This is a genomic window from Tardiphaga sp. OK246 (assembly GCF_900188215.1).
GTDB lineage: Bacteria > Pseudomonadota > Alphaproteobacteria > Rhizobiales > Xanthobacteraceae > Tardiphaga > Tardiphaga robiniae.
The window spans coordinates 1-25,681 of sequence record NZ_FZOX01000003.1; the positions used below are offsets into that span (position 1 = coordinate 1).

General features: G+C 61.6%; 25 protein-coding genes and 1 tRNA gene. 9 read left to right on the forward strand and 17 right to left on the reverse strand.

Going from position 1 to position 25,681, the window contains the following annotated elements; all coding sequences use genetic code 11:
• Positions 1-1,169: elongation factor Tu (gene tuf / locus CHC01_RS12895; RefSeq protein WP_089264735.1), on the reverse strand; the 1,169-nt coding region annotated here is incomplete at its 3' end.
• 174 nt (positions 1,170-1,343) lie between these two features.
• Between tuf and CHC01_RS12900 the strand changes: the two genes are divergently transcribed.
• Complete coding sequence (locus tag CHC01_RS12900; RefSeq protein ID WP_089264736.1) at positions 1,344-2,567, forward strand: serine hydrolase domain-containing protein; 1,224 nt, start codon at positions 1,344-1,346, stop codon at positions 2,565-2,567.
• 156 nt (positions 2,568-2,723) lie between these two features.
• On the opposite strand, the gene CHC01_RS12905 is transcribed toward CHC01_RS12900, so the two are convergent.
• Both CHC01_RS12905 and CHC01_RS12910 read right to left on the reverse strand, forming a co-directional pair.
• A complete protein-coding gene (locus tag CHC01_RS12905) occupies positions 2,724-3,491 on the reverse strand; it encodes an SDR family NAD(P)-dependent oxidoreductase (protein ID WP_089264737.1) in 768 nt (255 codons plus the stop codon).
• 143 nt (positions 3,492-3,634) lie between these two features.
• Entirely contained in the window at positions 3,635-4,372 is a 738-nt protein-coding gene (locus CHC01_RS12910) for a histidine phosphatase family protein (protein WP_089264738.1), read from the reverse strand.
• Between the two features lie 135 nt (positions 4,373-4,507).
• On the opposite strand from CHC01_RS12910, the gene CHC01_RS12915 reads away from it, so the two are divergent.
• The gene (locus CHC01_RS12915) at positions 4,508-5,293 is read left to right on the forward strand and encodes an SDR family NAD(P)-dependent oxidoreductase (RefSeq protein ID WP_089264739.1); all 786 of its coding nucleotides are present in this window, start codon (positions 4,508-4,510) and stop codon (positions 5,291-5,293) included.
• 29 nt (positions 5,294-5,322) lie between these two features.
• Here CHC01_RS12915 and CHC01_RS12920 read toward each other — a convergent pair whose 3' ends face one another.
• The 5 genes from CHC01_RS12920 to CHC01_RS12940 form a co-directional block, all read right to left on the reverse strand.
• Positions 5,323-6,579 carry an MFS transporter gene (locus CHC01_RS12920; protein WP_089264740.1) on the reverse strand — a complete coding sequence of 419 codons (1,257 nt, stop codon included), beginning with the start codon at positions 6,577-6,579 and terminating at the stop codon, positions 5,323-5,325.
• 104 nt (positions 6,580-6,683) lie between these two features.
• Complete coding sequence (locus CHC01_RS12925) at positions 6,684-7,478, reverse strand: DMT family transporter (protein ID WP_244558400.1); 795 nt, start codon at positions 7,476-7,478, stop codon at positions 6,684-6,686.
• 316 nt (positions 7,479-7,794) lie between these two features.
• Positions 7,795-8,706, reverse strand: a complete 912-nt coding sequence (locus CHC01_RS12930; protein WP_089264741.1) for a DMT family transporter — start codon at positions 8,704-8,706, stop codon at positions 7,795-7,797.
• 119 nt (positions 8,707-8,825) lie between these two features.
• Positions 8,826-9,887 (reverse strand): phosphotransferase family protein, encoded by a 1,062-nt coding sequence (locus tag CHC01_RS12935; RefSeq protein WP_068731551.1) that lies wholly within the window; start codon positions 9,885-9,887, stop codon positions 8,826-8,828.
• 22 nt (positions 9,888-9,909) lie between these two features.
• On the reverse strand, positions 9,910-11,145 hold the full coding sequence (locus CHC01_RS12940; RefSeq protein WP_068731553.1) for an acyl-CoA dehydrogenase family protein: 1,236 nt from the start codon (positions 11,143-11,145) through the stop codon (positions 9,910-9,912).
• A 269-nt stretch (positions 11,146-11,414) separates the two neighbouring features.
• Between CHC01_RS12940 and CHC01_RS12945 the strand changes: the two genes are divergently transcribed.
• Together CHC01_RS12945 and CHC01_RS12950 are read left to right on the forward strand one after the other, a co-directional pair.
• Positions 11,415-12,086, forward strand: coding sequence for a TetR/AcrR family transcriptional regulator (locus CHC01_RS12945; RefSeq protein ID WP_089265633.1), 672 nt, complete (start codon positions 11,415-11,417; stop codon positions 12,084-12,086).
• Positions 12,087-12,171: 85 nt separating this feature from the next.
• A complete protein-coding gene (locus CHC01_RS12950; RefSeq protein ID WP_089264742.1) occupies positions 12,172-12,900 on the forward strand; it encodes a YkgJ family cysteine cluster protein in 729 nt (242 codons plus the stop codon).
• A gap of 117 nt (positions 12,901-13,017) precedes the next feature.
• On the opposite strand, the gene CHC01_RS12955 is transcribed toward CHC01_RS12950, so the two are convergent.
• Positions 13,018-13,251, reverse strand: a complete 234-nt coding sequence (locus CHC01_RS12955; RefSeq protein ID WP_089264743.1) for a hypothetical protein — start codon at positions 13,249-13,251, stop codon at positions 13,018-13,020.
• Positions 13,252-13,448: 197 nt separating this feature from the next.
• Here CHC01_RS12955 and CHC01_RS12960 point away from each other — a divergent pair, with 197 nt between their 5' ends.
• The gene (locus CHC01_RS12960; RefSeq protein ID WP_089264744.1) at positions 13,449-14,063 is read left to right on the forward strand and encodes a hypothetical protein; all 615 of its coding nucleotides are present in this window, start codon (positions 13,449-13,451) and stop codon (positions 14,061-14,063) included.
• A 30-nt stretch (positions 14,064-14,093) separates the two neighbouring features.
• Here CHC01_RS12960 and CHC01_RS32550 read toward each other — a convergent pair whose 3' ends face one another.
• Complete coding sequence (locus tag CHC01_RS32550) at positions 14,094-14,261, reverse strand: hypothetical protein (protein WP_158596884.1); 168 nt, start codon at positions 14,259-14,261, stop codon at positions 14,094-14,096.
• A gap of 510 nt (positions 14,262-14,771) precedes the next feature.
• Positions 14,772-15,896 (reverse strand): serine hydrolase domain-containing protein, encoded by a 1,125-nt coding sequence (locus CHC01_RS12965; protein WP_089264745.1) that lies wholly within the window; start codon positions 15,894-15,896, stop codon positions 14,772-14,774.
• 412 nt (positions 15,897-16,308) lie between these two features.
• Between CHC01_RS12965 and CHC01_RS12970 the strand changes: the two genes are divergently transcribed.
• Both CHC01_RS12970 and CHC01_RS12975 read left to right on the forward strand, forming a co-directional pair.
• A complete protein-coding gene (locus CHC01_RS12970) occupies positions 16,309-16,881 on the forward strand; it encodes a hypothetical protein (RefSeq protein ID WP_141137098.1) in 573 nt (190 codons plus the stop codon).
• Positions 16,882-17,025: 144 nt separating this feature from the next.
• Complete coding sequence (locus CHC01_RS12975; protein ID WP_089264747.1) at positions 17,026-17,538, forward strand: hypothetical protein; 513 nt, start codon at positions 17,026-17,028, stop codon at positions 17,536-17,538.
• 49 nt (positions 17,539-17,587) lie between these two features.
• Here CHC01_RS12975 and CHC01_RS12980 read toward each other — a convergent pair whose 3' ends face one another.
• From CHC01_RS12980 to CHC01_RS13005, 6 genes are all read right to left on the reverse strand, one after another.
• Positions 17,588-18,082, reverse strand: a complete 495-nt coding sequence (locus CHC01_RS12980; protein WP_089264748.1) for a hypothetical protein — start codon at positions 18,080-18,082, stop codon at positions 17,588-17,590.
• 407 nt (positions 18,083-18,489) lie between these two features.
• A tRNA-Gly gene (locus tag CHC01_RS12985) sits at positions 18,490-18,563 on the reverse strand.
• Between the two features lie 1,084 nt (positions 18,564-19,647).
• On the reverse strand, positions 19,648-20,442 hold the full coding sequence (locus tag CHC01_RS12990) for a MetQ/NlpA family ABC transporter substrate-binding protein (RefSeq protein WP_502695650.1): 795 nt from the start codon (positions 20,440-20,442) through the stop codon (positions 19,648-19,650).
• Positions 20,443-20,487: 45 nt separating this feature from the next.
• A complete protein-coding gene (locus CHC01_RS12995) occupies positions 20,488-21,153 on the reverse strand; it encodes a methionine ABC transporter permease (RefSeq protein WP_068732062.1) in 666 nt (221 codons plus the stop codon).
• Positions 21,143-22,264 (reverse strand): methionine ABC transporter ATP-binding protein, encoded by a 1,122-nt coding sequence (locus tag CHC01_RS13000; RefSeq protein ID WP_089264750.1) that lies wholly within the window; start codon positions 22,262-22,264, stop codon positions 21,143-21,145. The genes CHC01_RS12995 and CHC01_RS13000 overlap by 11 nt, the downstream gene beginning before the upstream one ends.
• A 207-nt stretch (positions 22,265-22,471) precedes the next feature.
• Complete coding sequence (locus CHC01_RS13005) at positions 22,472-23,434, reverse strand: aliphatic sulfonate ABC transporter substrate-binding protein (RefSeq protein WP_089265634.1); 963 nt, start codon at positions 23,432-23,434, stop codon at positions 22,472-22,474.
• Between the two features lie 422 nt (positions 23,435-23,856).
• Here CHC01_RS13005 and CHC01_RS13010 point away from each other — a divergent pair, with 422 nt between their 5' ends.
• Together CHC01_RS13010 and CHC01_RS13015 are read left to right on the forward strand one after the other, a co-directional pair.
• The gene (locus CHC01_RS13010) at positions 23,857-24,765 is read left to right on the forward strand and encodes an aliphatic sulfonate ABC transporter substrate-binding protein (protein ID WP_089265635.1); all 909 of its coding nucleotides are present in this window, start codon (positions 23,857-23,859) and stop codon (positions 24,763-24,765) included.
• 33 nt (positions 24,766-24,798) lie between these two features.
• Positions 24,799-25,614, forward strand: a complete 816-nt coding sequence (locus CHC01_RS13015) for a MetQ/NlpA family ABC transporter substrate-binding protein (RefSeq protein WP_089264751.1) — start codon at positions 24,799-24,801, stop codon at positions 25,612-25,614.
• Positions 25,615-25,681 lie beyond the last annotated feature (67 nt).

Sequence of the window (25,681 nt, forward strand, 5' to 3'; positions counted from 1 at the left end):
ACGCCTGCACCGACGGTGCGGCCGCCTTCACGGATGGCGAAGCGCAGCTTCTCTTCCATCGCGATCGGCACGATCAGGTGCACTTCCATGGCGATGTTGTCGCCCGGCATCACCATTTCGGTACCTTCCGGCAGATGCACCACACCGGTCACGTCGGTGGTGCGGAAGTAGAACTGCGGACGGTAGTTGGTGAAGAACGGCGTGTGACGGCCACCCTCTTCCTTGGTCAGAATGTAAGCCTCGGCCTTGAACTTGGTGTGCGGCTTCACCGAACCCGGCTTGCACAGCACCTGGCCGCGCTCGACGTCTTCACGCTTGGTGCCGCGCAGCAGCGCGCCGATGTTGTCGCCGGCCTGACCCTGATCGAGCAGCTTGCGGAACATTTCAACGCCGGTGCAGATCGTCTTCTGCGTGGCGCGGATACCGACGATTTCGATTTCCTCGCCGACCTTGACGATGCCGCGCTCGACGCGGCCGGTCACGACCGTACCACGGCCCGAGATCGAGAACACGTCTTCCACCGGCATCAGGAACGGCTGGTCAACCGGACGCTCCGGCTGCGGGATGTAGCTGTCGACGTTCTTCATCAATTCGAGGATCGCGTCGTGACCGAGCTTCTGGTCCGAGTTTTCGAGAGCGGCCAGCGCCGAACCCTTGATGATCGGAATGTCATCGCCCGGGAAGTCGTACTTCGAGAGCAATTCACGGACTTCCATTTCCACGAGCTCGAGCAGCTCCGGATCGTCGACCATGTCGCACTTGTTCAGGAACACGACCAACGCGGGAACGCCGACCTGGCGGGCGAGCAGGATGTGCTCGCGGGTCTGCGGCATCGGGCCGTCGGCAGCCGACACGACCAGGATGCCACCGTCCATCTGCGCGGCGCCGGTGATCATGTTCTTCACATAGTCGGCGTGGCCGGGGCAGTCGACGTGGGCGTAGTGGCGGTTGGCGGTCTCGTATTCGACGTGCGCGGTCGAAATGGTGATGCCGCGGGCCTTTTCCTCGGGCGCCTTGTCGATCTGGTCGTAAGCGGTGAACGTGGCACCGCCCGTCTCTGCCAGCACCTTCGTGATCGCCGCCGTCAGCGACGTCTTGCCGTGGTCAACGTGACCGATCGTACCAATATTGCAGTGCGGCTTGTTACGTTCAAATTTTGCTTTGGCCATAGATCCACCTGTTAAGCCACGCCCGTGCGCAGCACCAAACCGGCGGCTGGTTACAAGGGAAAACGGCCCTGTTCAAGCCCGAACTTCTGGGCCAAGCTCGTCCAACCATGCCGGCGAGCCCCCTATGTAAGCCGGCAAATGACAAGATCAATCAAAGCACTATCGGGAGCCCCCATGAACGCCCAAACTGCCGCAAAACACGCCGTTTCCCTTGAGACCCCCGAGCTGCCGCAGGCCCGGCCGGAAACGCTGGGATTGTCATCAAACCGTCTTCAAATCATGTCGGACGCGTTCAAGCGCGAGATCGACAAGGGCACCACGCCGGGCGTCACCATGCTGGTCTCCCGCCGCGGCCAGATCGGCTATTTCGAGGCCTTCGGCAAGCAGACCCCGGACGGCGCCACTGCGATGTCGAAGGACAGCCTGTTCCGCATCTTCTCGATGACCAAGCCGATCGTGTCATTGGGCATCATGCAGCTGGTCGAGAACGGCCATATCCTGCTCAACGATCCCCTCGCCAAATACATCCCCGCATTCGCCGAGACCAAGGTCGGCGTCGAGCGCAACGGCGCGCTCGAACTGGCGCTGCCGCTGCGCCCGATCACGATCCAGGACCTGCTGCGCCACACGTCGGGCATCTCCTATGAGATCACCGGCAACGGCATGGTGCAGCGGATGTATCAGAAGTCGAATCTGCGCAATCGCAACATCACCAATGAGGAGCATGCGACAATCGTCGCCGGCCTGCCGCTGATCTGCCAGCCCGGCAGCGAATGGAATTACAGTCGCTCCACGGACATTCTCGGCCGCGTCATCGAGGTCGTGGCCGGCAAGTCGCTGGGCAACTATCTCACCGACAACATTCTGGCGCCGCTGCAGATGGCCGAGACCGGCTTCCACACCGCGACATCCAACAAGGATCGCATCGCCCAGCCCTTCCCCACCGATCCCTGGACCGGTGAGAAAGTCGCGCTGTTCGATCCGCTGGAGATTCCGAAAATGGAATCCGGCGGCGGCGGCCTCGTATCAAAGACGATGGACTATGCACGCTTCTGCCAGATGCTGCTCAATGGCGGCACGCTGGACGGCAACCGCGTGATCGGCAGCCGCACGCTGCACCTGATGGCGTCCAATCACCTCAGCCCCAACGTGAAGCTGGAGACACATCTCGTGCCGCCCGGCCACAGCTTCGGCCTCGGCTTCGCCGTGCGCACGGACGATGGTCACGCGCCTTATGCGGGATCGAAGGGCCAGTTCTTCTGGAGCGGAGTCGCCGGCACGTTCTTCTGGATCGATCCGCAGGAAGAACTGTTTGCGGTGTTCATGTCGCAAGGGCCGGGGCAGCGGGAATATTTCAGGACGCTGATCCGGAGTCTCGTCTACGCGGCGGTGGAGTAAGCAAGAAAAACTCGTCATTCCGGGGCGTGGCCGGCAATTGCCGGACACGAACCCGGAATCCCGACATTGCCTGGCGCCGTCAGAGACTCCCATGCCGAGGTTCCGGGTTCGCGTGCGCAAAGATGCGCCCGCGCCCCGGAACGACGAACGTGAGGCTCAACTGATCGTCGCGCCGCCGTCGATCACCATCGTCTGCCCGGTCATGAAATTCCCGGCCGCCGATCCCAGGAACACTGCAGCGCCCGCGATTTCATCGGGGATGCCGATGCGCAGCAGCGGCGAGCGTGCGGTGGAGGCCTTGAGGTTCTCCGGATTGTCCCACAGCGCTTTCGCAAAGTCGGTCTTGATGAGGCCGGGCGCGATGCAGTTCACACGGACATTGAACTTGCCGTATTCGCAGGCGAGATTGCGCGCGAGCTGCATGTCAGCCGCTTTCGAGATCGCATAGGCGCCCAGGATCGTCGAGCCCTTCAACCCGCCGATCGACGACACGATGATCACCGAGCCGTCCTTGCGTTCGATCATGTCCGGCACGACCATGCTGGTCAGCCAGTTGTTGGCGACGATGTTGTTGTCGAGAATCTTGCGGAACTGATCGTCGGAAATGCCGGCCAGCGGCCCGTAATACGGATTAGACGCGGCGTTACACACCAGCACGTCGATCTTGCCGAACGCTTTCTTGCTCTCGTCGACGAGGTTCTGCAGGTTTTCCTTGCTGGAGATGTTGGCGGCGATCGCCACCGCAGTCCCCTTGCCGAACTGCGCGTTGATCTCCGTCGCCACCTCGTCGCAGACATCCTGCTTGCGCGACGAGATCACCACCTTGGCGCCGTGCTCCGCCATGCGCTCGGCAATGGCGCGGCCGATGCCACGCGTCGAGCCGGTGATGACGGCAACTTTTCCGGTCATGTCGAACAGGTTCATGTGTGTTTCTCCCTAGTTTTTTCTGTTTGAGTTTTCCTCCGTCATTGCGAGGAGCGAAGCGACGAAGCAATCCAGTCCTTCTTGTTGACGAAAAGAACTCGATTGCTTCGTCGCCAAGAGGCTCCTCGCAATGACGGCTATGACTAAGCCAGTTTCGTCGGCGTCACTTCCGGCCCCGCCGGCTGATGCATCGCTGCATGCGACGGATCGGCGATCCATGGCTGCTGGTTGACCATTGGAATGCGCCAGCCACTGTGGCCGTCGCTGGCGAGATGATCGAGCCGCGTCACCGAGCAGTTGTCGATGGTGAAAGCGAGGCCGCGATCCGGCTGATCGTTGAGCGCAAGACCGATGGCCGCCTTGATCGTGCCGCCATGCGCGACCGCAATGATATCCTTGCCGGCGTGCTCGACATTGATGCGTTCGATGCCACGGCGGACGCGGTTGTAGAGGTCCATGAAACTTTCGCCATTCGGCGATGGCTCATCGATCGGCGCGAACCAGTAGCTGCCGACATTGATGGGACGGCTGGCGAAGAACGCCGCGCGGTTCATGCCCTGCCAGTCGCCGAGATGCTGTTCGGCGAAATCCGCTTCATGCGGCATCGAGTCGGGCTTCGGAAATCCCGCGGCCCAGATCGCACTCGCCGTCTGATGCGTCCGCTTGAGATTGCTGGCGACCCAGACAGCATTGCGCGGCAGTATCTTGCCGACCGCATCGAACACCACGCGGTCGCTGCAGTCGCAGTCCATGTCCTTCTGGCCATAGATGTTGCCGCCGTCACTCCGCACCGGGGCATGTCGCACCCACCACCACCGCGTCGCCGTCACGCCTTGAGGGACTGTATGCTGCGCCACGAACGGTTTCTCGGCGTTGGACATCGTGACCACCCTTCAATACTGTTTCATCCGTCCTACGTCAGAGCGCGAAGCGCCTCAAGCATCTTCGCAGCTTGGCACGCATCATTGAATTCCATATGGCGGCACGCCGCACAAAAAACATACAGGGAGAGAGTTATGGGCCGCCTCGCAGGCAAATCCGTCATCATCACCGGCGCAGGCAGCGGCATCGGCCGCGCCGCAGCGCAATTGTTCTCGCTAGAAGGCGCCAAGCTCATCATCGTCGACCGCAGCGAGAGCGTGCATGAGACAGCCAAACTTGTGAGCGATGCCGGCGGCACCATTGAAGCGATCACGGCGGATGCCGGTTCCGAGAGCGATGTGAAAGCCTATGTCGAAAAGGCGCTTTCAAAATACGGCAAGCTCGACGCGATCTGGGCCAATGCCGGCGTGTCGGGCGGCCTCGTGCCATTGCTGGAGCAGACCGTCGAGCAATGGCAGGAAATCCTGCGCATCAATCTGATCGGGCCGTTTCTCGCGATCAAGCATTCCATGCCGCATATGGTGAAACAGGGCCACGGCTCCATCGTTCTCACCGCCTCTGTCGCAGGCCTGAAATCCGGCGCCTCCGGCCATCCTTATGCGTCGAGCAAGGCCGGCGTCATCAGCCTGGTGCAGACCACGGCCTATTCGCTCTCCGGCACCGGCGTGCGCATCAATGCGGTATGTCCCGGCCTGATCGAGACCGGCATGACCAAGCCAATCTTCGACAACGCCAAGGAACGCGGCACGCAGGGCAAGATCGGCCAGCTCAATCCGCTGAAGCGCGCCGGCCAGCCGCATGAACTCGCGGCGATGGGATTGTTTCTGGCGAGCGACGAAGCGTCCTATGTGAATGGCCAGGCAATCCCGGTGGATGGTGGCCTGACGGCGTCGATGCCTTATGCAGGCAAGCCGATCTAAGACGGGACGCGGGATGGGTTTGGCTTCGCTCAACTCATCCTGCGATCCAGAACAACTGCTGCGTTCGTCGCCCGCGGGGCGGCCAGCACAGCAAGCGCCGAGGCCACCTGAATGGCGACGCCGATGAAAATCGGTGTCGCGTAGCCGCCCGTAAGGTCGCGCAGAAGCCCCATGGTTGCCGGCCCACAGGCATTGATCACGCCGGCAATCCCGATGGACAGCCCGAGCACAACGCTGAACGCGTTCGACGGGAATTCGCGCTGAACGATTAGCGCCGGCAGCGTGATCAGATTGCCCATCGAAAAGCCGAACACCGCGCAGGCAAGGAATAGCCCGGTCGTGCTGGTCGAGAACCCCAATACGCTCAGTGCCGCAGCCTGGCTGAAGATCGATACCGCGGCAGCGCGGCGTGGGTCGACGCGGTCGGCAACGAGACCAAGCGTAATGCGCCCGACCAGCGACATGGCCGTTGTGAGCGAGACCGCGCCGCCCGCCGACTGAAATCCGATTACCGGCGTCAGGATCGATATCTGATGCACGATGAACGCAACCTGCACCAGGATCGCGAACGCGAATGGTGCGGTCAAGCTCCAGAAGCCGGGATCGCGCAGGAGGTCTGCACGTGACAATGGCGGAGCCGCATGTACAGCTTCGGCAATCCGCCGTTCCCCTGCGCGCGGGAATCGAACCATGATTGCCACGACCGGCACGAGCACAATGGCCAACACCGCGGCGGCGATATCCAGCGCGTGACGAAATCCGGTGGCTTCGACCAGCAGGACCAGGCCGGGCATCAACAAGATGCCACTGAACGTCGCCCCGGTGAAGGTGAGACTGATCGCCAGGCCGCGCTTGCGGTCGAACCACGCACCGACGATCGCCGCAGCAGTGATCGTCCCGAGGCCGACCCAGGCCAGCGCGAGCACGACAAAGCCCGCATAGAGATGCAGGAGGGAGTCCGCCGATGCCAATAATACAAGACCTGTCGCAAGCGCGGCGACGCCCGCAAGGACCAGGCTGCGCGGCCCGATCCAGCGCAACAGATCGCTGACGAACATCGATAGCAGGGAGCCCAGTACGAGACAGAGCGTACTTCCCGTTGCGATTAACCCGGTCGGCCAATCGTTGAGGCGGCGGAGTTCGGCGACATAGATGCCCTGCCCGTACAGGCCGAAACCAAAGATCGAGATCTGGACCAGAAACAGGGCGGCAACAATCCGCCAGCCCATATAGCGCAACGACGTCTCGTCAGCCGGATCGGTCTCGGCCATCGCATGCGTTTGCATTTCCCCACCGCCGCGCTCAATGCGTCCTCATAGAACGCTACCTATGATTGCGGCGCCATGCCATCGCTGCGTATCGAATGGCAGTCAAGAAATAACGCAGACAGTTACAATCCATCGGGCGGAGCGTTCGATGAATTCGTCGCCAGCAAGCGGTCGCGCACGCGCTCGCGGTGGAATGTGTAGATGCCGGACAGCACGATGACGCTCGCGCCCAGCACCATCATGGCGTCGGGCACATCACCGAAGACCAGATAGCCCAGCAGCATCGCGTAGAGCATCTGCGAATAGCGCATCGGCGCGACCGACGAGACATCGCCGACGCGCAGCGCGAGGATGACGCACTGGAATCCGATCAGCGTCATCACCGCCGCCAGCGCCAGCAAAGCGAGCGAATGAAACGATAGCGCAGTCCAGTCCCCGTGCAGCAGGGTGAACACTGCCCCTGCCAGCGTCACCGCAATGGCGGTGAGAAAGGTGACGAACAGCGTGGGAATTGCGGCCGGAATGCGTTTGGTGACGAGATCGCGCGTGGCGTAGAACAACACCGATAGCAGCGCCACCAACGTGAACTGGCTGAACCCCTCGGCGCCCGGCCGCACGATGATCAGCACGCCAATGAAGCCCGCGGCAATCGCCAGCCATCGGCGCCACCCCACCGGCTCGCCCAGGATCAGCACGGCGCCGCAGGTCATCACCAGCGGCAGCGATTGAACGATGGCGGTCACATTGGCGAGCGGCAGCGCGCTGACCGCGACCAGGAACAGCGCCGAGCCGCCGATCTCGCCGGAGATGCGCAGCGCCACTGACGGCACGAACAGCAGCCGCAGCGGCCGTAGCGCGCCCTGATGCACCGCCAGCGCACCGATCATGACGCTGGCGAACAGCCCGCGCAGCATCATCACCTGGCTGAAATGCTACTGCACGGTCAGAAATTTGGCGATCGCGTCGTTGACGCTGAAGGTTGCCATGGACACAGCCATCAGCAGGCTGCCGCGCAGATTGGGAGAGAGAGGCAAGACAATCCTGGATGAGTTACGGTCAGAGCGGACAGGCTCCGAACAGAGCAAGACTCAGGCCAAATGATTGCGCCTCGTGTGCACCAAAACAGAAACGCGAGCCAGACGACCCGCGCGTCCCTGCCATTCACTGCGCGCTGGGCCCGGCGCTGACAGCCGAGTGGAGCGACGCCCATCCTGAGGATCCGCTGTGATCGCCCTACAACCCATCCGGCGGCATGCTCGGCGCACTGGCCGCCGGCAACCGGTTGCGAACACGCTCGCGATGGAACGCATAAAGACCGGACAGCACGATAACCGACGCGCCGAGAACCATCGGGCCGTCCGGCACATCGCCGAACACGAGGTAGCCAAGCAACATGGCCCACAGCAGTTGCGAGTACCGGAACGGCGCAACAGCGGAGATATCGCCGGCGCGCAGCGCCAGGATCACGCACTGATATCCAATCAGCACCAGCACAGCGGCGAGCGCCAGCAGGCCGAGCGACCGGTTCGAGGGTGGCGTCCAGCCGCCCAGCGGAACGAGCAGGATAGCGCCAACGATCGTCACGACGATCGTCGTCAAAAACGTGACGAACAGTGAAGGGATTTCGGTCGGAATGCGCTTGGTCGCGAGATCGCGCACGGTACAGAACGCGACCGACAACAGCGCCAGCAGCGAAAACTCGTTGAATCCCTCCAAACCGGGCCGGACCACAATGAGAACGCCGATGAAGCCCGCGGCAATCGCCAGCCAGCGCCGCCAGCCCACCTGCTCACCGAAGATGAGTGCCGCACCGAGCGTGATCGCGAGTGGCAGCGATTGAAAGATCGACGATACGTTTGCAAGGGGCAGATGTGCGAGCGACGCCAGAAAAGTCACGGTGCCGCCGATCTCGCCGAATATGCGCAGCGCCACAGACGGCACGAACAGGATGCGCAGCGGACGCAGGGCCTTCCGCTGGGTGGCGAGCGCGCCGATCAGCACGACGGCGAACAGACCGCGCACCAGCATCACCTGGCCGAAGTTCATGTGCAGCGTCAGGAATTTCGTGAGCGCGTCGTTGAGGCTGAAGCCGGCCATGGCCGTGGCCATCAGCACGCTGCCGCGAAGACTGGGAGAGAGAGACAAGTGCGTTTCCAGGTCGATCGACGCAGCAGCACTTGCTGCGGCCGGCCCTCTTGGCGGGGCATCTCTGAAGCGATCATGAAAGAGGCGCGATCCCCAGTCGGTCGCGCCTCCTCAATCGTTTATTTCGCGCCGGCGAGCTGTGCGTATTTCCACGACGCCTGCGCCAGCGGCACGGTGCGCTTGGCAGACTCCATCGCCTTGGCTGACGACGCGGTGCCGTCGCGCACGCGGCCGGCAATACCCTGCAGAATGCCGGTGAGCCGGAACAGGTTGTAGCAATAGTACCAGTTCAGATCGGGCACGCTCTTGCGGCCGGCCTTGTCGCAATAGATCTTGGCGGCCTCGTCCATGGTCGGGATGTTGAGCGCCTTGAAATCGAGCCCATCGAGGCCCGGCATGATCCACTGCATCAGGAGATAAGTGAAGTCGGCCATCGGATCGCCCAATGTCGACAACTCCCAATCCAGAACCGCCTGCACCTTCGGCTGCGTCGTATGGAACACCATGTTGTCGATGCGATAGTCGCCATGCACCACCGACACCCGCTCCTGCTCCGGAACGGAGGTCGGCAGCCATTCGATCAGCCGTTCCATTTCCGGAATCAGTTGCGTCTCGGAGGCGCGATACTGCTTGGTCCAGCGATCGACCTGGCGGGAAAAGTAATTGCCGGGACGGCCGAAATCGCCCAGCCCTATTTTCTCGGGATCGTAGCTGTGCAGTTGCGCCAGCGTCTCGATCTTCGCCGTGAAGATCGCGCGGCGATCTTCCTTCGGCACCGTTGGCAGCGCCGGATCCCAGAAGATCCGGCCGTCTTCCATCGACATGATGTAGAACGCCGAACCGATGACATTGTCATCGGTGCAGAGTGCGTAGGCCTTGGCGACCGGGAAGCCTTGCTTGCCGAGCGCCGCGATCACCTTGTATTCGCGATCGACGGCGTGCGCCGATGGCAGAAGCTTGCCGAACGGCTTGCGCCGCATCACGTAGGATTGCTTCGGCGTATTCAGCCGATAGGTCGGGTTGGACTGTCCGCCCTTGAACTGCAGGACGGTCAGCGGCCCCTCATAGCCTTCCACATGCTCGCGCATCCAGGCCTCGAGGCTCATCTCGTCGAAGCGATGCCGCTCCTCGACTGGCCTCGTGCCGTTATACTCGTCGTCGCGCTTCACACCATCGGTCACGTCAGTCTCCGCTTAGCGTTTCTTAGTGCTTCGACTCATTGGCATACTTGCGCAGTTCGAGCCGCGCAATGGCACGGTTGTGCACCTCATCCGGACCGTCGGCGAGACGCATGGTGCGCATCGACGCATAGTCACGGGCGAGACCCGCATCGTCGGACACGCCGGCGGCGCCATAAGCCTGGATCGCGTTGTCGATGATCTTCAGCGCCATGTTGGGGCCGGAGACCTTGATCATCGCGATTTCGAGCTGGGCGGTCTTGTTGCCGACCTTGTCCATCATGTCGGCGGCCTTGAGGCAGAGCAGACGGTTCATCTCGATATCGGTGCGGGCTTCGGCGATGCGCTGCTCCCAGATCGAATATTCGATGATCTTCTTGCCGAAGGCGGTGCGCGACGATAGCCGGCGCACCATCTTCTCCAGCGCTTCCTCGGCCTTGCCGATGGTGCGCATGCAGTGATGGATGCGGCCCGGACCGAGACGGCCCTGCGCGATCTCGAAGCCGCGGCCTTCGCCGAGCAGGATGTTGCTGGCGGGAACGCGGACATTGTCCAGCTTCACCCGCGCATGGCCGTGCGGTGCGTCGTCGAAGCCGAACACTGGCAGCATCTTCTCGATTGTCACACCCTTGGCATCGCGCGGCACCAGGATCTGCGACTGCTGCTGATGCTTCGCCGCGCTCGGATCGGTCTTGCCCATCACGATCATCACGGCGCAGCGCGGATCGCCCATGCCCGACGACCACCACTTGGTGCCGTTGATGACGTATTCGTCGCCGTCACGCTTGATCGAGGTCTCGATATTGGTCGCGTCCGACGATGCGACATCCGGCTCGGTCATCAGGAAGGCGGAGCGGATCTCGCCGTTCATCAGCGGCTTCAGCCACTTCTGCTTATGCTCTTTCGAGCCATAGCGCATGAACACTTCCATATTGCCGGTGTCAGGCGCCGAGCAGTTGAACACTTCCGAGGCCCAGCCGATATGGCCCATCTGTTCGGCGAGCAGCGCATATTCCAGATTGCTCAGTCCCGCGCCGTGGAATTCGTCGTCTTCATGCGACGACGGCGGCATGAACATGTTCCACAGGCCTTCGGCCTTTGCCTTCTTCTTCAATTCCTCGACGATCGGGATCACCTTCCAGCGCTCGCCCGCTTCGTCCTGCTGACGATAGATCGGCACGGCGGGGCGGACATGCTTGGTCATGAAGGAGGACACGCGCTCGAGCCATTCGCGCTGGCGGTCCGACATATTGAAATCCATGGGGCGATCCTCGCGTTTTTTAGAATTGTTGGCGGCACTGTTGTCCCGTCGCTGGATCACCGCAAGAGCAAATTTGTCTCTGCTGATGCGGCACAGATCCGCGCGGGGGCGATGGCGTTGAGCAGATGCAATATGCCATCAGGCGCACATTGACATTTCCCGACGCTCAAACGATAGTTTCATACACGCGTTTGAAATGCAATGACCCCGATCCGCGCCGCTTGCATGGGGCCATGTTGCAAAAGGACCGTTTTGATCAGGACGATCGCATGGCAGCAGACCACACACGGACGGCGATCATCACCGCAGCCGAACGGCTCTATGCCGAACGCGGCTTTGCGGATGTGACCATGCGCGACATCGTGGCCGCAGCGGACGTCAATCTCGCTGCGGTGAATTATCATTTCGGCAGCAAGGACGAACTGATCGCCGAACTGTTCGTGACGCGCAGCCTCGCCACCAATCGCGAGCGCCTGCGCGAATTGAAGGCGGCGGAGGAAGCCGGCGACGGCCGCGCCGACATCCATGCGATCTTCGCCGCCCTGGTCGGCCCGACGCTGCGCGGCTGCCTCGGCCCCGAGAAACAGCGCTCGGACGCCGCGCGCTTCATGATCCGCGCCTCGATCGAATCCGTGCCGCCGATCCGCAAGATCAAGAACCGCGAGGTCGATCACCTCAAGCGCTTCGCCGCGGCGATGCGCCGATCCCTGCCCGATCAGGACCCCGCCGATATCTTCTGGGCGCTGCATTTCGCGCTGGCCATGGCGCACCAGACCATCCGCGACAGCGAACGCCTGACGCGCATGTCCGACGGGCTGTGCGACCTCAACGATGTGCAGGCGATCACCGACCGGGTGGTTGCGGTCGCTGTTATGGCGCTGACGGGGAAACCCGCCAAGGCCGCGCAGAAGGAACCGGCCAAGGCGAAAGCGCGCGCCTGAACGGTAAAGCCCGGTTCCCGTTTCAGATTGCTGGTGACGTCCCGCCGATTCGCGGCGTAGGACGGGAGCGGATCGGGACCCCAGCATGAGCGCACAGGACGCTATCGACTTCGTGTCGGACAATATCGCGGAAGTGGGCACGCTGATGCGCTCGCTGTCCGGCCGTTATGAAGGCATCTTCGGCAATCTGCGCGCCGCCTATGGCGTCGCCTTCGAACAGGCGGGCAGCATCGCGGATGCCGCGCGCGACGCGACCACCATTGCGGATGCCGCCACCGCAAGCTTTCGCGACAACATCCCGAACCAGCCGGGCAATGCCTGCACCAGCGGCTGCGCGGCCTGCTGTCATCTCTATGTCCAGGTGCCGCCCGGCACCGCGACGGTGATGGCACAACATATCGCCGCGCATTTCACGCCGCACGAACAGCAGGCGCTGCGCGCGCGCCTCGAAGTCGCCGCGGCTGCCGCGCGCGATGCCCCCGACGTCATGAAACTTCGCATGCGCTGCGCGCTGCTCGGATCGGACAATCGCTGCACGGTCTATGAGGTCCGCCCGCTGACCTGCCGCGCCTTCACGTCACGTTCAGTGGCGCGCTGCCACGACGTGGTGTTCGGCGACGTGCCTGAGGGCACCGGCGTCGAACAGAACGCCGCGCATTTCCGCATTCACATGGAAGCGACCTTCGCGCTGGAGCAGTCAGCGCGCAATCGCGGCCTGCCCGATACGCAGAAGGGACTGGCGCAGGCGCTGCTGGACGAGATGGGAACCATCGCTGGGCCTGCACCGGAAGCTAAGCGCCATGCCGGTTCGTGATGGCGCATGCGCGACCCCGCTCACGACCAACAGCCGACATGATCGATGAGTATGTCCGTCCCTTCGTCGCGCGACTCTCCATTCATATCCAGGGGCTGACGCCCTCCCCGCCACCGGCTATCGGCGCCGCGATTTGCGTGAGTGCTGGACTGGCGCAGGCGCAGCCGGCTGCGACACGAGTGAGCCTGATTGGTTTGTGACGTAGCCGCGCGATTCCTGCAGCCGGCGCTGATAGCCCGGCGAGTTCATGAAGCTGCTGCCACCGCCTCGGGCAGATGCCGCGTCAGCGAGCGCGAGTTCAGCAACGGCAGCCAGGACGAGCAGCGCAGCTTTCTTTGACATGATGGTCATAGTTCGAACCTCTCCGACCTGAGCAAGCAGCGCAAGGCAAAATCGTTCCGATAATCACATGGCACATAGAACGAGGCTGCGGGAGCGCACCAGTGTTCCCGATCACCGCACCGTGATCCTCGCCCACGTAATCATCGCGATCCCCGAACGTAACGCTATCGGCACCACGCCAAGAGCGTTACGTGAAAGGACGAAATATGAGAGCGTTTTCTGCTGTAATCACCGGGCTGGGCATTGCCCTGCTAAGTGCAGCCAGCATTTCCGCCGCAAGCGCAGCCGAGACGGTTCGCGTGCGCGGCACGGTCGAGAGCGTCGACGGCGCGAAGCTGACGGTCAAAACCCGCGAGGGCGATTCGACCGCGATCAAGCTGAACGACAACTGGAAAGTCACCGGCGTCGCCAAGGCGTCGCTCAACGACATCAAGCCCGGCGACTTCGTCGGCATCGCCTCGCTGCCCAAATCGCGCGGCGGCGACGGCGCCCTCGAGGTGCTGATCTTCCCGGCGGGCATGAAGGGCACCGGCGAAGGCAGCTATCCCTGGGATCTGAAGCCGAACAGCACCATGACCAACGCCACCGTCACCAACGCCGTCAAGGACGTCGACGGCCGCAACATCACGGTGACCTTCCACGGCAAGGAAAAGACCATCTCGGTCGCGGATGACACGACAGTCGTAACCTTTGCGGCTGCCGCGCAGGGCGACCTGAAGCCGGGCATGACGGTGTTCGTACCGTCGCAGAAGGCGGATGACGGAACGCTCTCCACCGGCAACGTGGTCGCCGGCACCAACGGCGTCGTTCCGCCGATGTAGTCCGCGCGAAGCGCGCATTGCGCCGGGGGATCAGTCGAGCGGTTTGTCGTCATCGGTCGGAGGCTCTGCCTCCGGCGAGCAGATGTCGCCGCCACCGAACTGATCCTCCGGAGCGGGATGATCTCCGAGAATCGTGAGCGGGTCCGGCTTTTCGCCCGGACCTTCCGGGGCCCGCTCCGCTGGCTTGCGAACATTCATGCTGGTGCCTCCCTTTGCAAGCCAACGCGGCCCCGTGCAATCCGTTGCATGGGAGGCGACGTCTGCGTTCTGAATGGGAGCGTCCTGGATCCGCGCCGCGATCAGTTGCCGGATGCGCAGAAGGGACTGGCGCAGGCACTGCTGGACGAGATGACGGGTTGATACGGGCCCTGCTCGATGCCGGACGCAACGACTGGCCGGAGAGCTATTTACCGCGCATTAAGCATAAACTGCCATCTTCCCATCGAAGCCGCCGACATAGGTGCCTCAGATGATTTCGGAAGCACAAATTTTACGTTTGATTGCCCTGCCACTGGCAGGTTGCGCCTTCCTGATCGCCGTTTATCTCACGACCGGAATCGGCTTGAGATAAAGCAACGCGGAAGCCGAGCAGCGGCTCATCCGGAAGCGGAAGAATGCGCTATCCCGCAACGCCCTGCCTGCGTTGCCTCCCTTGCGCGGCACCGCCAAGGTGCAAGCTTTAAAGCTCCACGTCCGAACGGAAGCGTTCTAGATCCGCGCCGCGATCAGCTGCCGGATGAACTCCGGCGCCTTCGCGCTGGGGAGCCACCGCGTCACCGCGATCATCTCCGCGTCGCGGTCGATCCAGATCATGTTGCCGCCGGCCCCTAACGCATAGACGGCGGTGTCCGGCGCGCTCTTGTTGGCATGCGGCCCGCGGTTCAGCCACCACAGGAAGCCGTAATTCGGCTGCTGTGACGACTGCGCCCACATCGCGTCGACCCAAGCCTGCGACAGCAGCCGCTTGCCATCCCAGTCGCCGCCGCGCGCCATCAACAGGCCGAAGCGCGCATGGTCCTCCGCGCCGATGAACATGCCGCCGCCCCAATGGCCGCCGCCCGGCACGGACTGCATCCGCTGACTGCCGATCTCGACAAAGGAATTCTCATAGCCAACCCACTCCCAGTCCCTGGACGCGCCGATCGGATCCATGATGCGCGCACGCAGCACCTCCGGCAGCGGGTGCTTGAACAGATTCAGCAGGCAGAGCGACAGCAGGTTCACGCGCACATCGTTATATTCGTAGAAACTGCCCGGCGCCTGCAGCTCACGCAGCTCGCCCTTGCGGCTATTGTCGGCATTCGGCGCGACCAGACGGTTGTGATCGATCTGGTCGGGTTTGCCGAACAGCTCGCCGCGCCATTCGCTGGTCTGCTCTAAGAGATGCCGCCAGGTAACCTTGGCATTATTCGCATCCGCAAACAGCGGCCCGGGCACGCGCTTGCCCACCGGCTCGTCGATATCCCCGATCAGCCCGTCATCGACCGCGAGGCCCGCCAGCACGGCGAGATAGCTCTTGGCGATGGAGAAGGTCATGTCCGCCCGCGCGATCTCGCCCCACGCCGCCAGCACGCGACCATTTTGCAGCACCATGCCCGCCGAGCCACCGCGCTCGCGCACCGGCCCCAGCACCGCGCTCCATGGCCCGGTCTCATTCCAGTCCACATTCGGCGCATAGCGGCCGTCGTCGTAGTAGAAGCCGCGCGGCCACGGCGTTTCATTGGCCTGCGCGAATGCGACGGCAGCAGCGAGCCTGTCGGGGGCGTAGCCGGCGGCGCGCGGATCGACCTTGTCCCAAGCGTTTGCGGCGGGGAAATAATGGGGGTCTGTCATGGGGATATCGGGCTCGCTTTGGATGACGCGGCACCGTTATTGACCGGATGGGAGGCGGCCACAAGCTATCGAGACGTCGTTGAGTTCGAAAGTGTCGCAAGCACAGCCCGGATGAGCGCAGCGATATTCAGTATCTTGGCCGACACACCCTGCCATTGCTAAATTATAGCACTAACCGCTATGCTCGCAGAGATTGTGGGGTGTGATGGACAAAGCAGAGTACGTTGCACGGGCGCCATTGTATTACGCGTTAGCGGTTGCTGCGGTCTTAGGCACAGTGTCCGGCCCGCTGACCGAGTATAAAATACGCGCAAAGTATCCACGAGACGACGATGGCAGTCCAGAGCCAGGCAGTCTTCTAGATCGTATGCTCGTATGGGATCGAGCGATATCGTGGTTGGCCGAGCGAGAAATGATCGCCGTAAAATATGACACTTTCGGGCCGCCGATCTATTTCAAGAATCCAGATTTCGACGAAAAGTTCGACGAGCTTACAATTGATGAAGCGTTGCCATTTGCTTCGTACCATGCTGCCGGCAGAACTGATGACTGGCTGGTGCCTGCCTTATACGGCGTGGATAACGCTTACGATAACTTGGGAATAAGCCTGAGAGACTTCGAAAATCCTGATGAGGAGTGGACTCCAATTAGGATTGAGCGGGGAGACGTCGAGTTTGAGAGTGCAGTTGCATCTCTACAGACCGTCATCGAAGAAGTTCGGGGTGATAACGGTTACGCAGCCAAACACCCGCATGAGCGGGACTTCGTGATTGAAGGCCTTCAGGGCACGCTCACTAAATTTCAGTCACAGTCCATAAGCGCAGGATACGTGAAACTCGCACTTGAGCGTCTAGCTGTGTTGGGACGGCGCTTCGCGGGAACGGTTAGAGAAGGAAGCATTACCGTAGCGAAAGCGGCATTGCTCGAGTTCGGTAAAAAGCACTTCGGCCAACTGTTAGAGCATCTTTGGCGATGGTTTATCTAGAGAGGCCTACAGGTACTCCATACACCTCCCTTGCTAGTTTCGTTTATGTGATCCTCTATTGTAGCTCGAATTTGAGCGCGGCATCGCTGCATGAATCGTGAAGTTGCGTGATCGCTACTACCTCTTTCAGCAAGGGCGTTCTCGATGAACTCACCACGCAAGAAGTTGGCCGTCAAACTGCTGATCGACGACGACACAATGCGCGCCATCGGGCACGTGACTGCCCAATGGTCATTCCTTGAAATCGAGTTCGATACTCTTCTCGGGAGACTGCTTAGGCACCCTGCCGCGAAAGCGATCGTGCCGAAGAATATGCCTCAAGCCTTTGACCGGCGAGCCAAGCTATTTCGCGGCTGCGTCAATCTTCTTTTGAGCGATCAGCCCGATCTACTCAAAGAGATCAGCGGCATCGTTAATGATGCGACTTCTGCTCGCGGCCAGCGCGACAAGGTGGTTCATGGCCAATGGCACCTCGGGCGCAAAAAAGGAAAACTTGGCACAGCGGTCACTACCGTGCGCCGCCGACCAGAATTCAAGATGGAGCTTCAGAACATGTCGGCTGAACAAGTTGAGAACGTGGCTGCCGAGATATCGAACGTTTCATGCAGACTTATTTGGTGGGCACAGATGAACATTAGAGACGGGTCTGAAGGCTAAATCACGCAGGAGCTTTGAACTCTTTGGTTACAGCCATACGCACACTGTTTTATTCGAACGGCAATCGCGCAATTGCCTTCGCTGCTTCTTCCTCGGTGCCGGCAAGATCCTTGCAACTCTTCAAAATAATGACGGGTTTTACCCGATCGTTTTCTTCTTTCATTTTGGTGATCTCAGCCAAAGAGCTTTCGAGCATTCTTTGATACGGCGCTCCGGTCTCTGGATATGTAATCGAGCCGGCGAGCGTGTAGACACGACTGACGCCGTCGAAGGTTGCGCTGGTTTGTGCGTCCTTCTTCTCTTTGGGCGCCTCTTTGTTGATCACGGCGTATAGCAGTCCACATTGCGTCAGACGCTTCGACACCGTCGCGTAAAGATTGATGCGCTGGTCCAGCGGATATTTCGTGACGGCGGCCCGGGCATTCCACATGACGTCAATAGTCATGGAAATTTGGTCTGCCCGATGAATCGGCGGGCGCTTGTCCTGGGCGAACGCAGACAGATGCAAACTCAAAAATAAGACCGCCACCAAAATGCCGCGCATGGTCTGCCCCCGGATCTTTAAAGACTCTATCTCAAGTGGAAAAAGCAGCGCCAGCGTCTACTGTGCTCTGATCGGGCGACTGCTACCTCACCAAAGTTGATCTCGTAGAGTCATACATCCGGCAGATGGTCACTCCCACGCGCAAGGTATCCCGCGGATTCACTCAAACCCTCCTCGCACTCACAGGTTGAGCGACGCGCAAATTCGTCGCAGGGCTGTGTACTCAGCGTGAAGATATAGTGTCTTAAGCGATATTCTGAAAATCGATTCAGGATCAAATACTTAAGGGCAACTTGCGCCCTAAGTGCGCCCGAAGACTCATCCACATGCTTCGAAACGTCTGCTTGACCGAAGACGCCAAGCGTCTACAACGCATTGATATTTCGGGACTTTGAGAGAAATGGGGCTGGAGCGGGTAGAGGGAATCGAACCCTCGTATTCAGCTTGGAAGGCTGCTGCTCTACCATTGAGCTATACCCGCGTGCCGCGTCAGGTAACACGTTGCGCGGCGCGTCTCAACCTCATGCGAGGTCGCATCCCCTGCCCGCTGCGACCGGCGGATTGCGGTTGGATTTCAAGGAGATGGCGTGTGGAAATGGGATGTCCGGCTGTAGGCCGGGCCACCTCTGCTCGTCATTCCGGGGCGCGCGAAGGCGGCAATGCCGCCGAAGCGCGAACCCGGAATCTCAGAGTGTTTTGCGCTGACTAGAGATTCCCATGCTGAGATTCCGGGTTCGCGTGCGCGAAGGCGCACCCGCGCCCCGGAATGACGAGTGTGGGGCGGGCAAGAATATTTTCTCCTACCTCTCGTTGACAAAATCCCTATAAGGTTTATATTCCCCCTCGTCCGGCCCCGATGAGAGGGGCGAGCGCGATCGTCACGTTCGCGGGGCTGGATGCGGTGGACGCCGGAGATGCGGCGTCACGCGGTTCATGGGGGACGTCTGTCTTCGGGCAGGACGGATCTGCGCCAGCACTGCCACTGGCAAGGACACGGCCGACCTTGAGATCGAAAGACCCCTGGACAGTGTGACGGACGACCAAATCGAAACGCGTTCGGCCAAGTGCTTTGCGGCTACCCTGTCCCTCCGCCCTGGGACACTAATTTTGGTGATGGGGCCGTTCGCCAAGGCAGATGTGCAAGCAACCGAAAAAACACCGCAGGCGGAACGCTGGGCAATCGCTCGTGCTTCCGAAAGTCCTGATGCACTCCAGATTGCGGAAGACCGCATTCGCATCAGGCCCAAGGGTGCAACGGGCACCCGGCGTTCCGCACGCCCTCTTACAGGGAGGGTGGGAAGGAATGCGCAAAACTCGGACGCCATTGGCGCCGCGAGAATGCGAGCGCGTGGCTCTTTGAAATTTTGGAGATGCGATGGCGCACGGACGCCAGAGGAATCCCTCCCTCGCGCGAAGCGAAGCTTCGCTAGGCGGGGAGGGTCGGCCGAGCGAAGCGGAGGCCGGGGTGGGGGTTGCCCCACGTGAGGGCGCCGCTTGTGGCACCCCCACCCGACCGGCCAAGCGGCCGGCCACCCTCCCCGCAAGGGGGAGGGAAAAGAAGGACCCTACCAGGTAGCGAGCACCGAGCCCTTGAACTTCTCGTCGATGAACGCCTTCACTTCCGGCGACTGATAGCTTTCCACCAGCGTCTTCACCCAGGGCTTGTCCTTGTCGGCGGCGCGCACGGCGATGATGTTCGCATACGGGCCCTTCGGGTCCTCGCGCAGGATCGCGTCCTTCACCGGATCGAGACCGGCCTGGGTCGCGTAGTTGGTGTTGATCCCTGCGACGTCGACGTCAGGCAGCGTGCGCGGCAGCTGCGCGGCGTCGACTTCGGTGATCTTCAGCTTCTTCGGATTGTCGGTGATGTCGAGCAAAGTCGGCTTGAAGCCGACGCCGTCTTTCAGCTTGATGATGCCCTTGTCGCGCAGCAGGATCAGCACGCGGCCGCCATTGGTCGGATCGTTCGGGATCGCCAGCGTGGCGCCCGACTTCACCTCGTCCCAGGTCTTCACCTTCTTCGAATAGATGCCCATCGGGAAGTTGATGGTGTTGCCGACAGCGACGATCTTGTATTTGCGATCGGCCACCTGGTTGTCGAGATAGGGCTGATGCTGGAACGAATTGGCCTGCAGGTCGCCGGCTTCCAGCGCCGCATTCGGCACCACATAGTCGGAGAATTCGATGATCTGGATGTCGAGGCCCTTCTTGGCGGCGACGGCCTTGGCAGCTTCCAGCACCTGCGCATGCGGACCCGGCGTCACGCCGACCTTGATGGTCTCGGCTGACGCAGCACCGGTGAGCGCGGCGAAGGCGAGGATGGAGAGAAAGTAACGACGAAGAGACATTGTGTTTTCCATTGTGAGTAAACGAGTGTGAGCGGGCCCGCTGCAGCGGGTGACCACTCAGGAATGTCGCGTGCGCTTGTCGAGGCGGCGCGAGATGAAGTCGCCAAGGCTCTGCACGCCCTGCACGAGGCAGATCAGCACGGCGACGACCGTCGCCATGACTTCCGGCATGAAGCGCTGATAGCCGTAGCGGATACCGAGATCGCCGAGCCCGCCGCCGCCGACGGCGCCGACCATGGCCGAATAACCAATCAGGCTGACGGTCGCGAGCGTCAGCGCCAGCGTCACCGCCGGCATCGCTTCCGGCAGCAGCACCTTCCAGACGATCTGCAACGGGCTGGCGCCAAAGGCACGCGCGGCTTCGACCAGGCCCTGATCGACTTCGCGGATGGCGCCTTCGATCACGCGCGCGATGAACGGCGTCGCGGCAATGGTCAGCGGCACCACGGCGGCGCTGGTGCCGATGGAGGTGCCGGCGATCAGGCGCGTCAGCGGCACGATGGCGACGACGAGAATGATGAACGGCGTCGAGCGCGTGGCATTGACGACGAGGCCAAGCAGCCGATTGACGTTCGGCGCCGGGAACAGCTCACCGGCGCGGCTGGTCGCCAGGAAGATGCCGAGCGGCAATCCGGCCAGCGTGCCGAAAATGCCAGCCAGCGCCACCATGGTGAGCGTGTCCAGCGTCGACCACAGGATCATGTTGATCAGTTCAGGCGACATAGCCGAGATGCTCCACGGTGTTACGGGTCGCGGTGAGATCGGCGATCAGCTTCGCCTGCAATTCCGGCTCGGCCGCGACGGAGGCGATCAGCGTGCCGAACGGATGGTCGGCGACATATTCGATCTGGCCATGCATGATGTTGAAGTCCACGCCATAGGTACGCGTTAGCCGTGAGAGTACGGGCTCATCGGCATCGGCGCCGGTGAAGGCGATGCGGATCACCGCCTGACGGCCCGGTGCGTAATCGGCCAGCAGCTTGCTTTGCAGCCATTCCGGCACATTGCCGCCGGTGACTTCGCCGACGAAACGCTTGGTCGTGGCGTGGGTCGGCTTCGAGAAGATCTCGTAGGTCGTGCCCTGCTCGATGATCTGGCCGCCTTCCATCACGGCGACGCGCTGCGCGAGCTTCTTCACCACGGACATTTCATGGGTGATGAAGAGGATGGTCAGGTTGAGATCGGCATTGATCTGCTTGAGCAGCGCGATGATCTGCGCGGTGGTCTCGGGATCGAGCGCGGAAGTCGCCTCGTCCGACAGCAGCACTTTCGGTTTGGTGGCGAGCGCGCGTGCGATGCCGACGCGCTGCTTCTGACCGCCGGAGAGTTCGGCCGGATAGCGGTCGCGCTTGTCGGCAAGGCCGACCATGTCGAGCAGCGGCTCGACGATTCCCTTGATGTCTTTGCGCGGCGTGCCGGCGATCTCCAGCGGCAGCGCGATATTGTCGAACGCAGTACGCGACGACAGCAGGTTGAAATGCTGGAAGATCATGCCGATCGAGCGGCGCGCCTGGCGCAGCGCTTTCTCGTCCAGCGATCCGATGTCGAGGCCGTCGACGGTGACCTTGCCGTGGGTCGGCTGTTCAAGTCCGTTGATCAGGCGGATCAGCGTCGACTTGCCGGCGCCGCTCTTGCCGATCACGCCGACAATGGCACCTTCGGGAACGACGAGGTCGATATTGTCGACCGCCTTCACCTCGGCGGAATCCTTCCGCGACGGGAAGATCTTGCTGACACCATCGAAGGAGATGATGGCACGCCCTTGTTGGCCAGGATCTTGCGGATCGAGAACTGGCACGGGCGCTCCGGTCGGCTTGGACAGGGGAGCGTTCATTGAATGACGTTTCTGCGCAGTTGTGAAGCACGGGGCCGGCCTGCGTGTCGCGGGCGCCGTGGCGGCAACCTACTGATTTCGGGCATTATTTCAACCGCACTGCATAAATGAGGAAAATCCAGCGGTTTCAATGGCCTGCGGGAGTAAAAGAGTGCCGGGAGACGGCTGGTGACAGCGCTAATCGTCTCCCGGCGAGTTTTCGGGAGCTCAGGAGCCCGGGGTCCAGGTCCAGACGATGTCCTTCACGTTGATCGCCTTGGGGATCAGGCCGAGCTTGTGGAAGCGATCCGCAGTCTCCTGCTGGGTAGCAATGATCCGGTCGTTGATCGGCACCACCGTATAGTTCGACCGCTCGACGGCCCGCGTGGTCGCTGCCTTGTCGACGCCGGTCGCCTCCTGAAGCTTCGTTGCGACCTCCGGCCGATTGGCCTCGGCCCACTTTCCTTCATCGGCAAAGGTCTTGTTGAACAGCGCGACGATGTCCGGGTGTCTGGTGGTGAAATCCTTGTTGGCGAGGAAGAACGAAATGGAATCCTGCACGTCCTTGGAGAAGGCAATCACCCGCGCCTGTTTGCCCTCGGCGAGCGCCAGATACGGATCCCAGATCGACCACGCGTCGATATTGCCACCGGCGAATGCCGCCACCGCGTCGGCGGGGCCAAGATAGACCGGCGTGATATCCGCATAGGTCAGTCCGGCCTTCTCCAGCGCGGCGATGATGGTGTTATGTGCGCTCGATCCCTTGCCGAAGCCGACCTTCTTGCCCTTGAGATCGGCGAGCGTCTTGATCGGCGAATTCTCGGGAACCACGATGCCCTGATTGTAGCCGCGCGACGGGATGGCGGCGATATAGACGAGATTGGCACGCGCAGCCTGCGCGAAAATCGGCGGCGCGTCGCCGGCATAGCCGAAGTCGACATTGCCGGTGTTGATCGCTTCGAGGATCGGCGGCCCGAACTGGAATTCGACCCATCGGACGCTGATGCCCTTTTCCTTGAATACTTTTTCGAGCGTCGCGCGCTGCTTCACCGCCGGGAAGATGCCGGCCTTCTGAAAGCCGATGCGGATTTCCTTCAGCTCCTGTGCCGCGGCTGGCGATGCCATCAGCCCGGCTGACAGCAACAGTGCTGCGGAGAGACCTGCGACCACGGATCGTCGGGAATAGGACATGCGCTGTTGCTCCATTTGCGCCCGGGCGATGCAGGGCGTGATGCTGAAACGCTACGCGCGATTGCGAAGATTGTGCTTTCAAAGGTCGCGGGCAGTCTGCAAGTTTTGCAATCCGAAGGTCAGCTCCGGGAGCAGCTTCATCTCCGCCGCAGGGAAATAACCTGCTCTTCCGGCGCCACCCGGAAGGCATGCAGAGAACGTTTCCGCTGCACAACAAGGCCATCGCAGCATGCCTGCATCGCCGCGCCCGGAACTACAGTTGGCCATTTCATTGACGGAAACGAGCCGCTCTCGCACCTTTGCTGCTCACGAAACATCATCAGCAAAGCAGTCCCAACATGCTTCCGATCCACATCGCCCGCTTCATCGAACGCTTCGTGTTCCGGCGCACCCGGGCGCTGCAACTGGCCGCCGTGGCCTCAATGCTGTCGGTATCGTTTGCCTGCGCGCAGACGCCGGACACGGTGCGCATCGGCTATCAGAAGTCGTCGACGCTGATCGCCGTGCTAAAGACCAATGGCGAATTGGAGAAGGCGCTCGCGCCGCTCGGCGTGAAGATCAGCTGGCATGAATTCACCAGCGGCCTGCCGCTGCTCGAGGCTATCAATACCAACAATGTCGATTTCGGCGCCGATGTCGCCGACACCGTGCCGCTATTCGCGCAGGCGGCCGGCGCCAAGCTCGCTTACATCGCCGAGGAAGCCGCCTCGCCAGCCGCACAGGCGATTGTGGTTCCAGCGGAGTCGCCGCTCAAGACGGTCGCCGATCTCAAGGGCAAGAAGGTCGCGGTGACCAAGGGTGCCGGCAGCCACTTCCTGCTGCTCGCTGCGCTGAGCAAGGCCGGCCTCACCTTCAAGGACATCCAGCCGGCCTATCTACCGCCGGCCGACGGCCGCATTGCTTTCGTCGGCGGCAATGTCGATGCCTGGGTAGCATGGGATCCGTTCCTCACCAGCGCGCAGCGCCAATCCAACGCGCGCGTGCTCGCGGACGGCAGTAACGGGCTTGCCAGCTACAAGCGCTACTATCTCTCATCGGCCGCCTATGCCGACAAGCGCGGCGACGTGCTGAACGTGATCTTCAAGAAGCTGGACGAGACCGGCAAATGGGCCAAGGCCGAGCCGAAGGAAGCCGCCAAGCTCCTCTCAAGCCTGTGGGGCATCGACGCCGCCACTGTCGAGGAAGCCAACAGCCACCGCTCCTACAAGGTCGGCGCCGTCACCAAAGCCGGCCTGTCCGAGCAGCAGATCATCGCCGATGCGTTCTTCAACGAAAAGCTGATCCCCGTGAAGGTCGACGCCAGCGACGTGAAGATCTGGGCGCCGAAATAATCCCATTCTGACATTCCCTGAAAGACAACGACAATGAAGACCGCCCTCTCCGTCATCGCCGCCGCGATGCTCGCACTCGTCTCCTTTGGTGATCATGCCGACGCGCAGTCTGCCACCAAGCCTGAACTGAAGGTCGGTTTCGTGCCCGGCCCCTATATCGACGGCTTCAAGAAGGGCGTCGAGCCCGAGCTGAAAAAGAAGGGCTATACTGTCAAATATTACGAGTTCTCGACCGGCCTGGAAGCCAACACCGCGGTGTTCAAGAACGACATCGACGCCAATGTGATGCAGCACACGGTGTTCCTCGACAGCTATAACCAGCGCCAGAAGACCGACCTCACCGGCATCATCACGGTGCCGACGCCGCCGATGGGTCTCTATTCGACCAAGCACAAGACATCCGATGCCGTGAAGGCCGGCGCGACCGTGGTGGTGCCCAATGATCCCGTGAACCTGCAGCGCGCATTGTGGATCCTGCGCGACCTCGGCTGGATCGAGATCAAGGACAACAACCCCGTCGATGTCACCGAGCTCGACGTGATCAAGAATCCAAAGGGCATCAAGATCGTGCCGCTGGAGAATGCGCAGGCGCCGCGCGCCCTTGGCGATGCCGACTTCGCCGCCGTGCAGGGCAATTTCGCGATCTATAGCGGGCTGAAGCTGACCGAGGCCTTCGCGCTGGAAAAAATGACCAAGCCCTACACCAATGTCGTGGCTGTCCGCCGGGGCAATGCCGAGGCGCCATGGGCGAAGGACATCGTTGCGGCCTATCAATCGGACACGTTCAAGACCGCGATCCGCAACGACAAGTTCTACGCCGGCTTCACCCTGCCCGAATACTTCAACTGAGCGCAACCTACGCGCGCAGGCTGCCCTAGCGCGACGATCATACCGAGCCGCGGATTTGACTCCCAGC

Bases quoted from the DNA above. Each gene is read 5' to 3' on its own strand.
- CHC01_RS13000 (WP_089264750.1), bottom strand. From the start codon at position 22,264: ATGAACGCTCCCCTGTCCAAGCCGACCGGAGCGCCCGTGCCAGTTCTC.
- CHC01_RS12990 (WP_502695650.1), bottom strand. From the start codon at position 20,442: ATGGAAAACACAATGTCTCTTCGTCGTTACTTTCTCTCCATCCTCGCC.
- CHC01_RS12995 (WP_068732062.1), bottom strand. From the start codon at position 21,153: ATGTCGCCTGAACTGATCAACATGATCCTGTGGTCGACGCTGGACACG.
- CHC01_RS12910 (WP_089264738.1), bottom strand. From the start codon at position 4,372: ATGTCCAACGCCGAGAAACCGTTCGTGGCGCAGCATACAGTCCCTCAA.
- CHC01_RS12955 (WP_089264743.1), bottom strand. From the start codon at position 13,251: ATGACCATCATGTCAAAGAAAGCTGCGCTGCTCGTCCTGGCTGCCGTT.
- CHC01_RS12905 (WP_089264737.1), bottom strand. From the start codon at position 3,491: ATGAACCTGTTCGACATGACCGGAAAAGTTGCCGTCATCACCGGCTCG.
- CHC01_RS12920 (WP_089264740.1), bottom strand. From the start codon at position 6,579: ATGCAAACGCATGCGATGGCCGAGACCGATCCGGCTGACGAGACGTCG.
- CHC01_RS12965 (WP_089264745.1), bottom strand. From the start codon at position 15,896: ATGACAGACCCCCATTATTTCCCCGCCGCAAACGCTTGGGACAAGGTC.
- CHC01_RS13015 (WP_089264751.1), top strand. From the start codon at position 24,799: ATGAAGACCGCCCTCTCCGTCATCGCCGCCGCGATGCTCGCACTCGTC.
- CHC01_RS12975 (WP_089264747.1), top strand. From the start codon at position 17,026: ATGAACTCACCACGCAAGAAGTTGGCCGTCAAACTGCTGATCGACGAC.
- CHC01_RS32550 (WP_158596884.1), bottom strand. From the start codon at position 14,261: ATGAATGTTCGCAAGCCAGCGGAGCGGGCCCCGGAAGGTCCGGGCGAA.
- CHC01_RS12925 (WP_244558400.1), bottom strand. From the start codon at position 7,478: ATGATGCTGCGCGGGCTGTTCGCCAGCGTCATGATCGGTGCGCTGGCG.
- CHC01_RS12900 (WP_089264736.1), top strand. From the start codon at position 1,344: ATGAACGCCCAAACTGCCGCAAAACACGCCGTTTCCCTTGAGACCCCC.
- CHC01_RS12915 (WP_089264739.1), top strand. From the start codon at position 4,508: ATGGGCCGCCTCGCAGGCAAATCCGTCATCATCACCGGCGCAGGCAGC.
- CHC01_RS13005 (WP_089265634.1), bottom strand. From the start codon at position 23,434: ATGTCCTATTCCCGACGATCCGTGGTCGCAGGTCTCTCCGCAGCACTG.
- CHC01_RS12960 (WP_089264744.1), top strand. From the start codon at position 13,449: ATGAGAGCGTTTTCTGCTGTAATCACCGGGCTGGGCATTGCCCTGCTA.
- CHC01_RS12950 (WP_089264742.1), top strand. From the start codon at position 12,172: ATGAGCGCACAGGACGCTATCGACTTCGTGTCGGACAATATCGCGGAA.
- CHC01_RS12945 (WP_089265633.1), top strand. From the start codon at position 11,415: ATGGCAGCAGACCACACACGGACGGCGATCATCACCGCAGCCGAACGG.
- CHC01_RS12980 (WP_089264748.1), bottom strand. From the start codon at position 18,082: ATGCGCGGCATTTTGGTGGCGGTCTTATTTTTGAGTTTGCATCTGTCT.
- CHC01_RS12970 (WP_141137098.1), top strand. From the start codon at position 16,309: ATGATCGCCGTAAAATATGACACTTTCGGGCCGCCGATCTATTTCAAG.
- CHC01_RS12940 (WP_068731553.1), bottom strand. From the start codon at position 11,145: ATGGATTTCAATATGTCGGACCGCCAGCGCGAATGGCTCGAGCGCGTG.
- CHC01_RS13010 (WP_089265635.1), top strand. From the start codon at position 23,857: ATGCTGTCGGTATCGTTTGCCTGCGCGCAGACGCCGGACACGGTGCGC.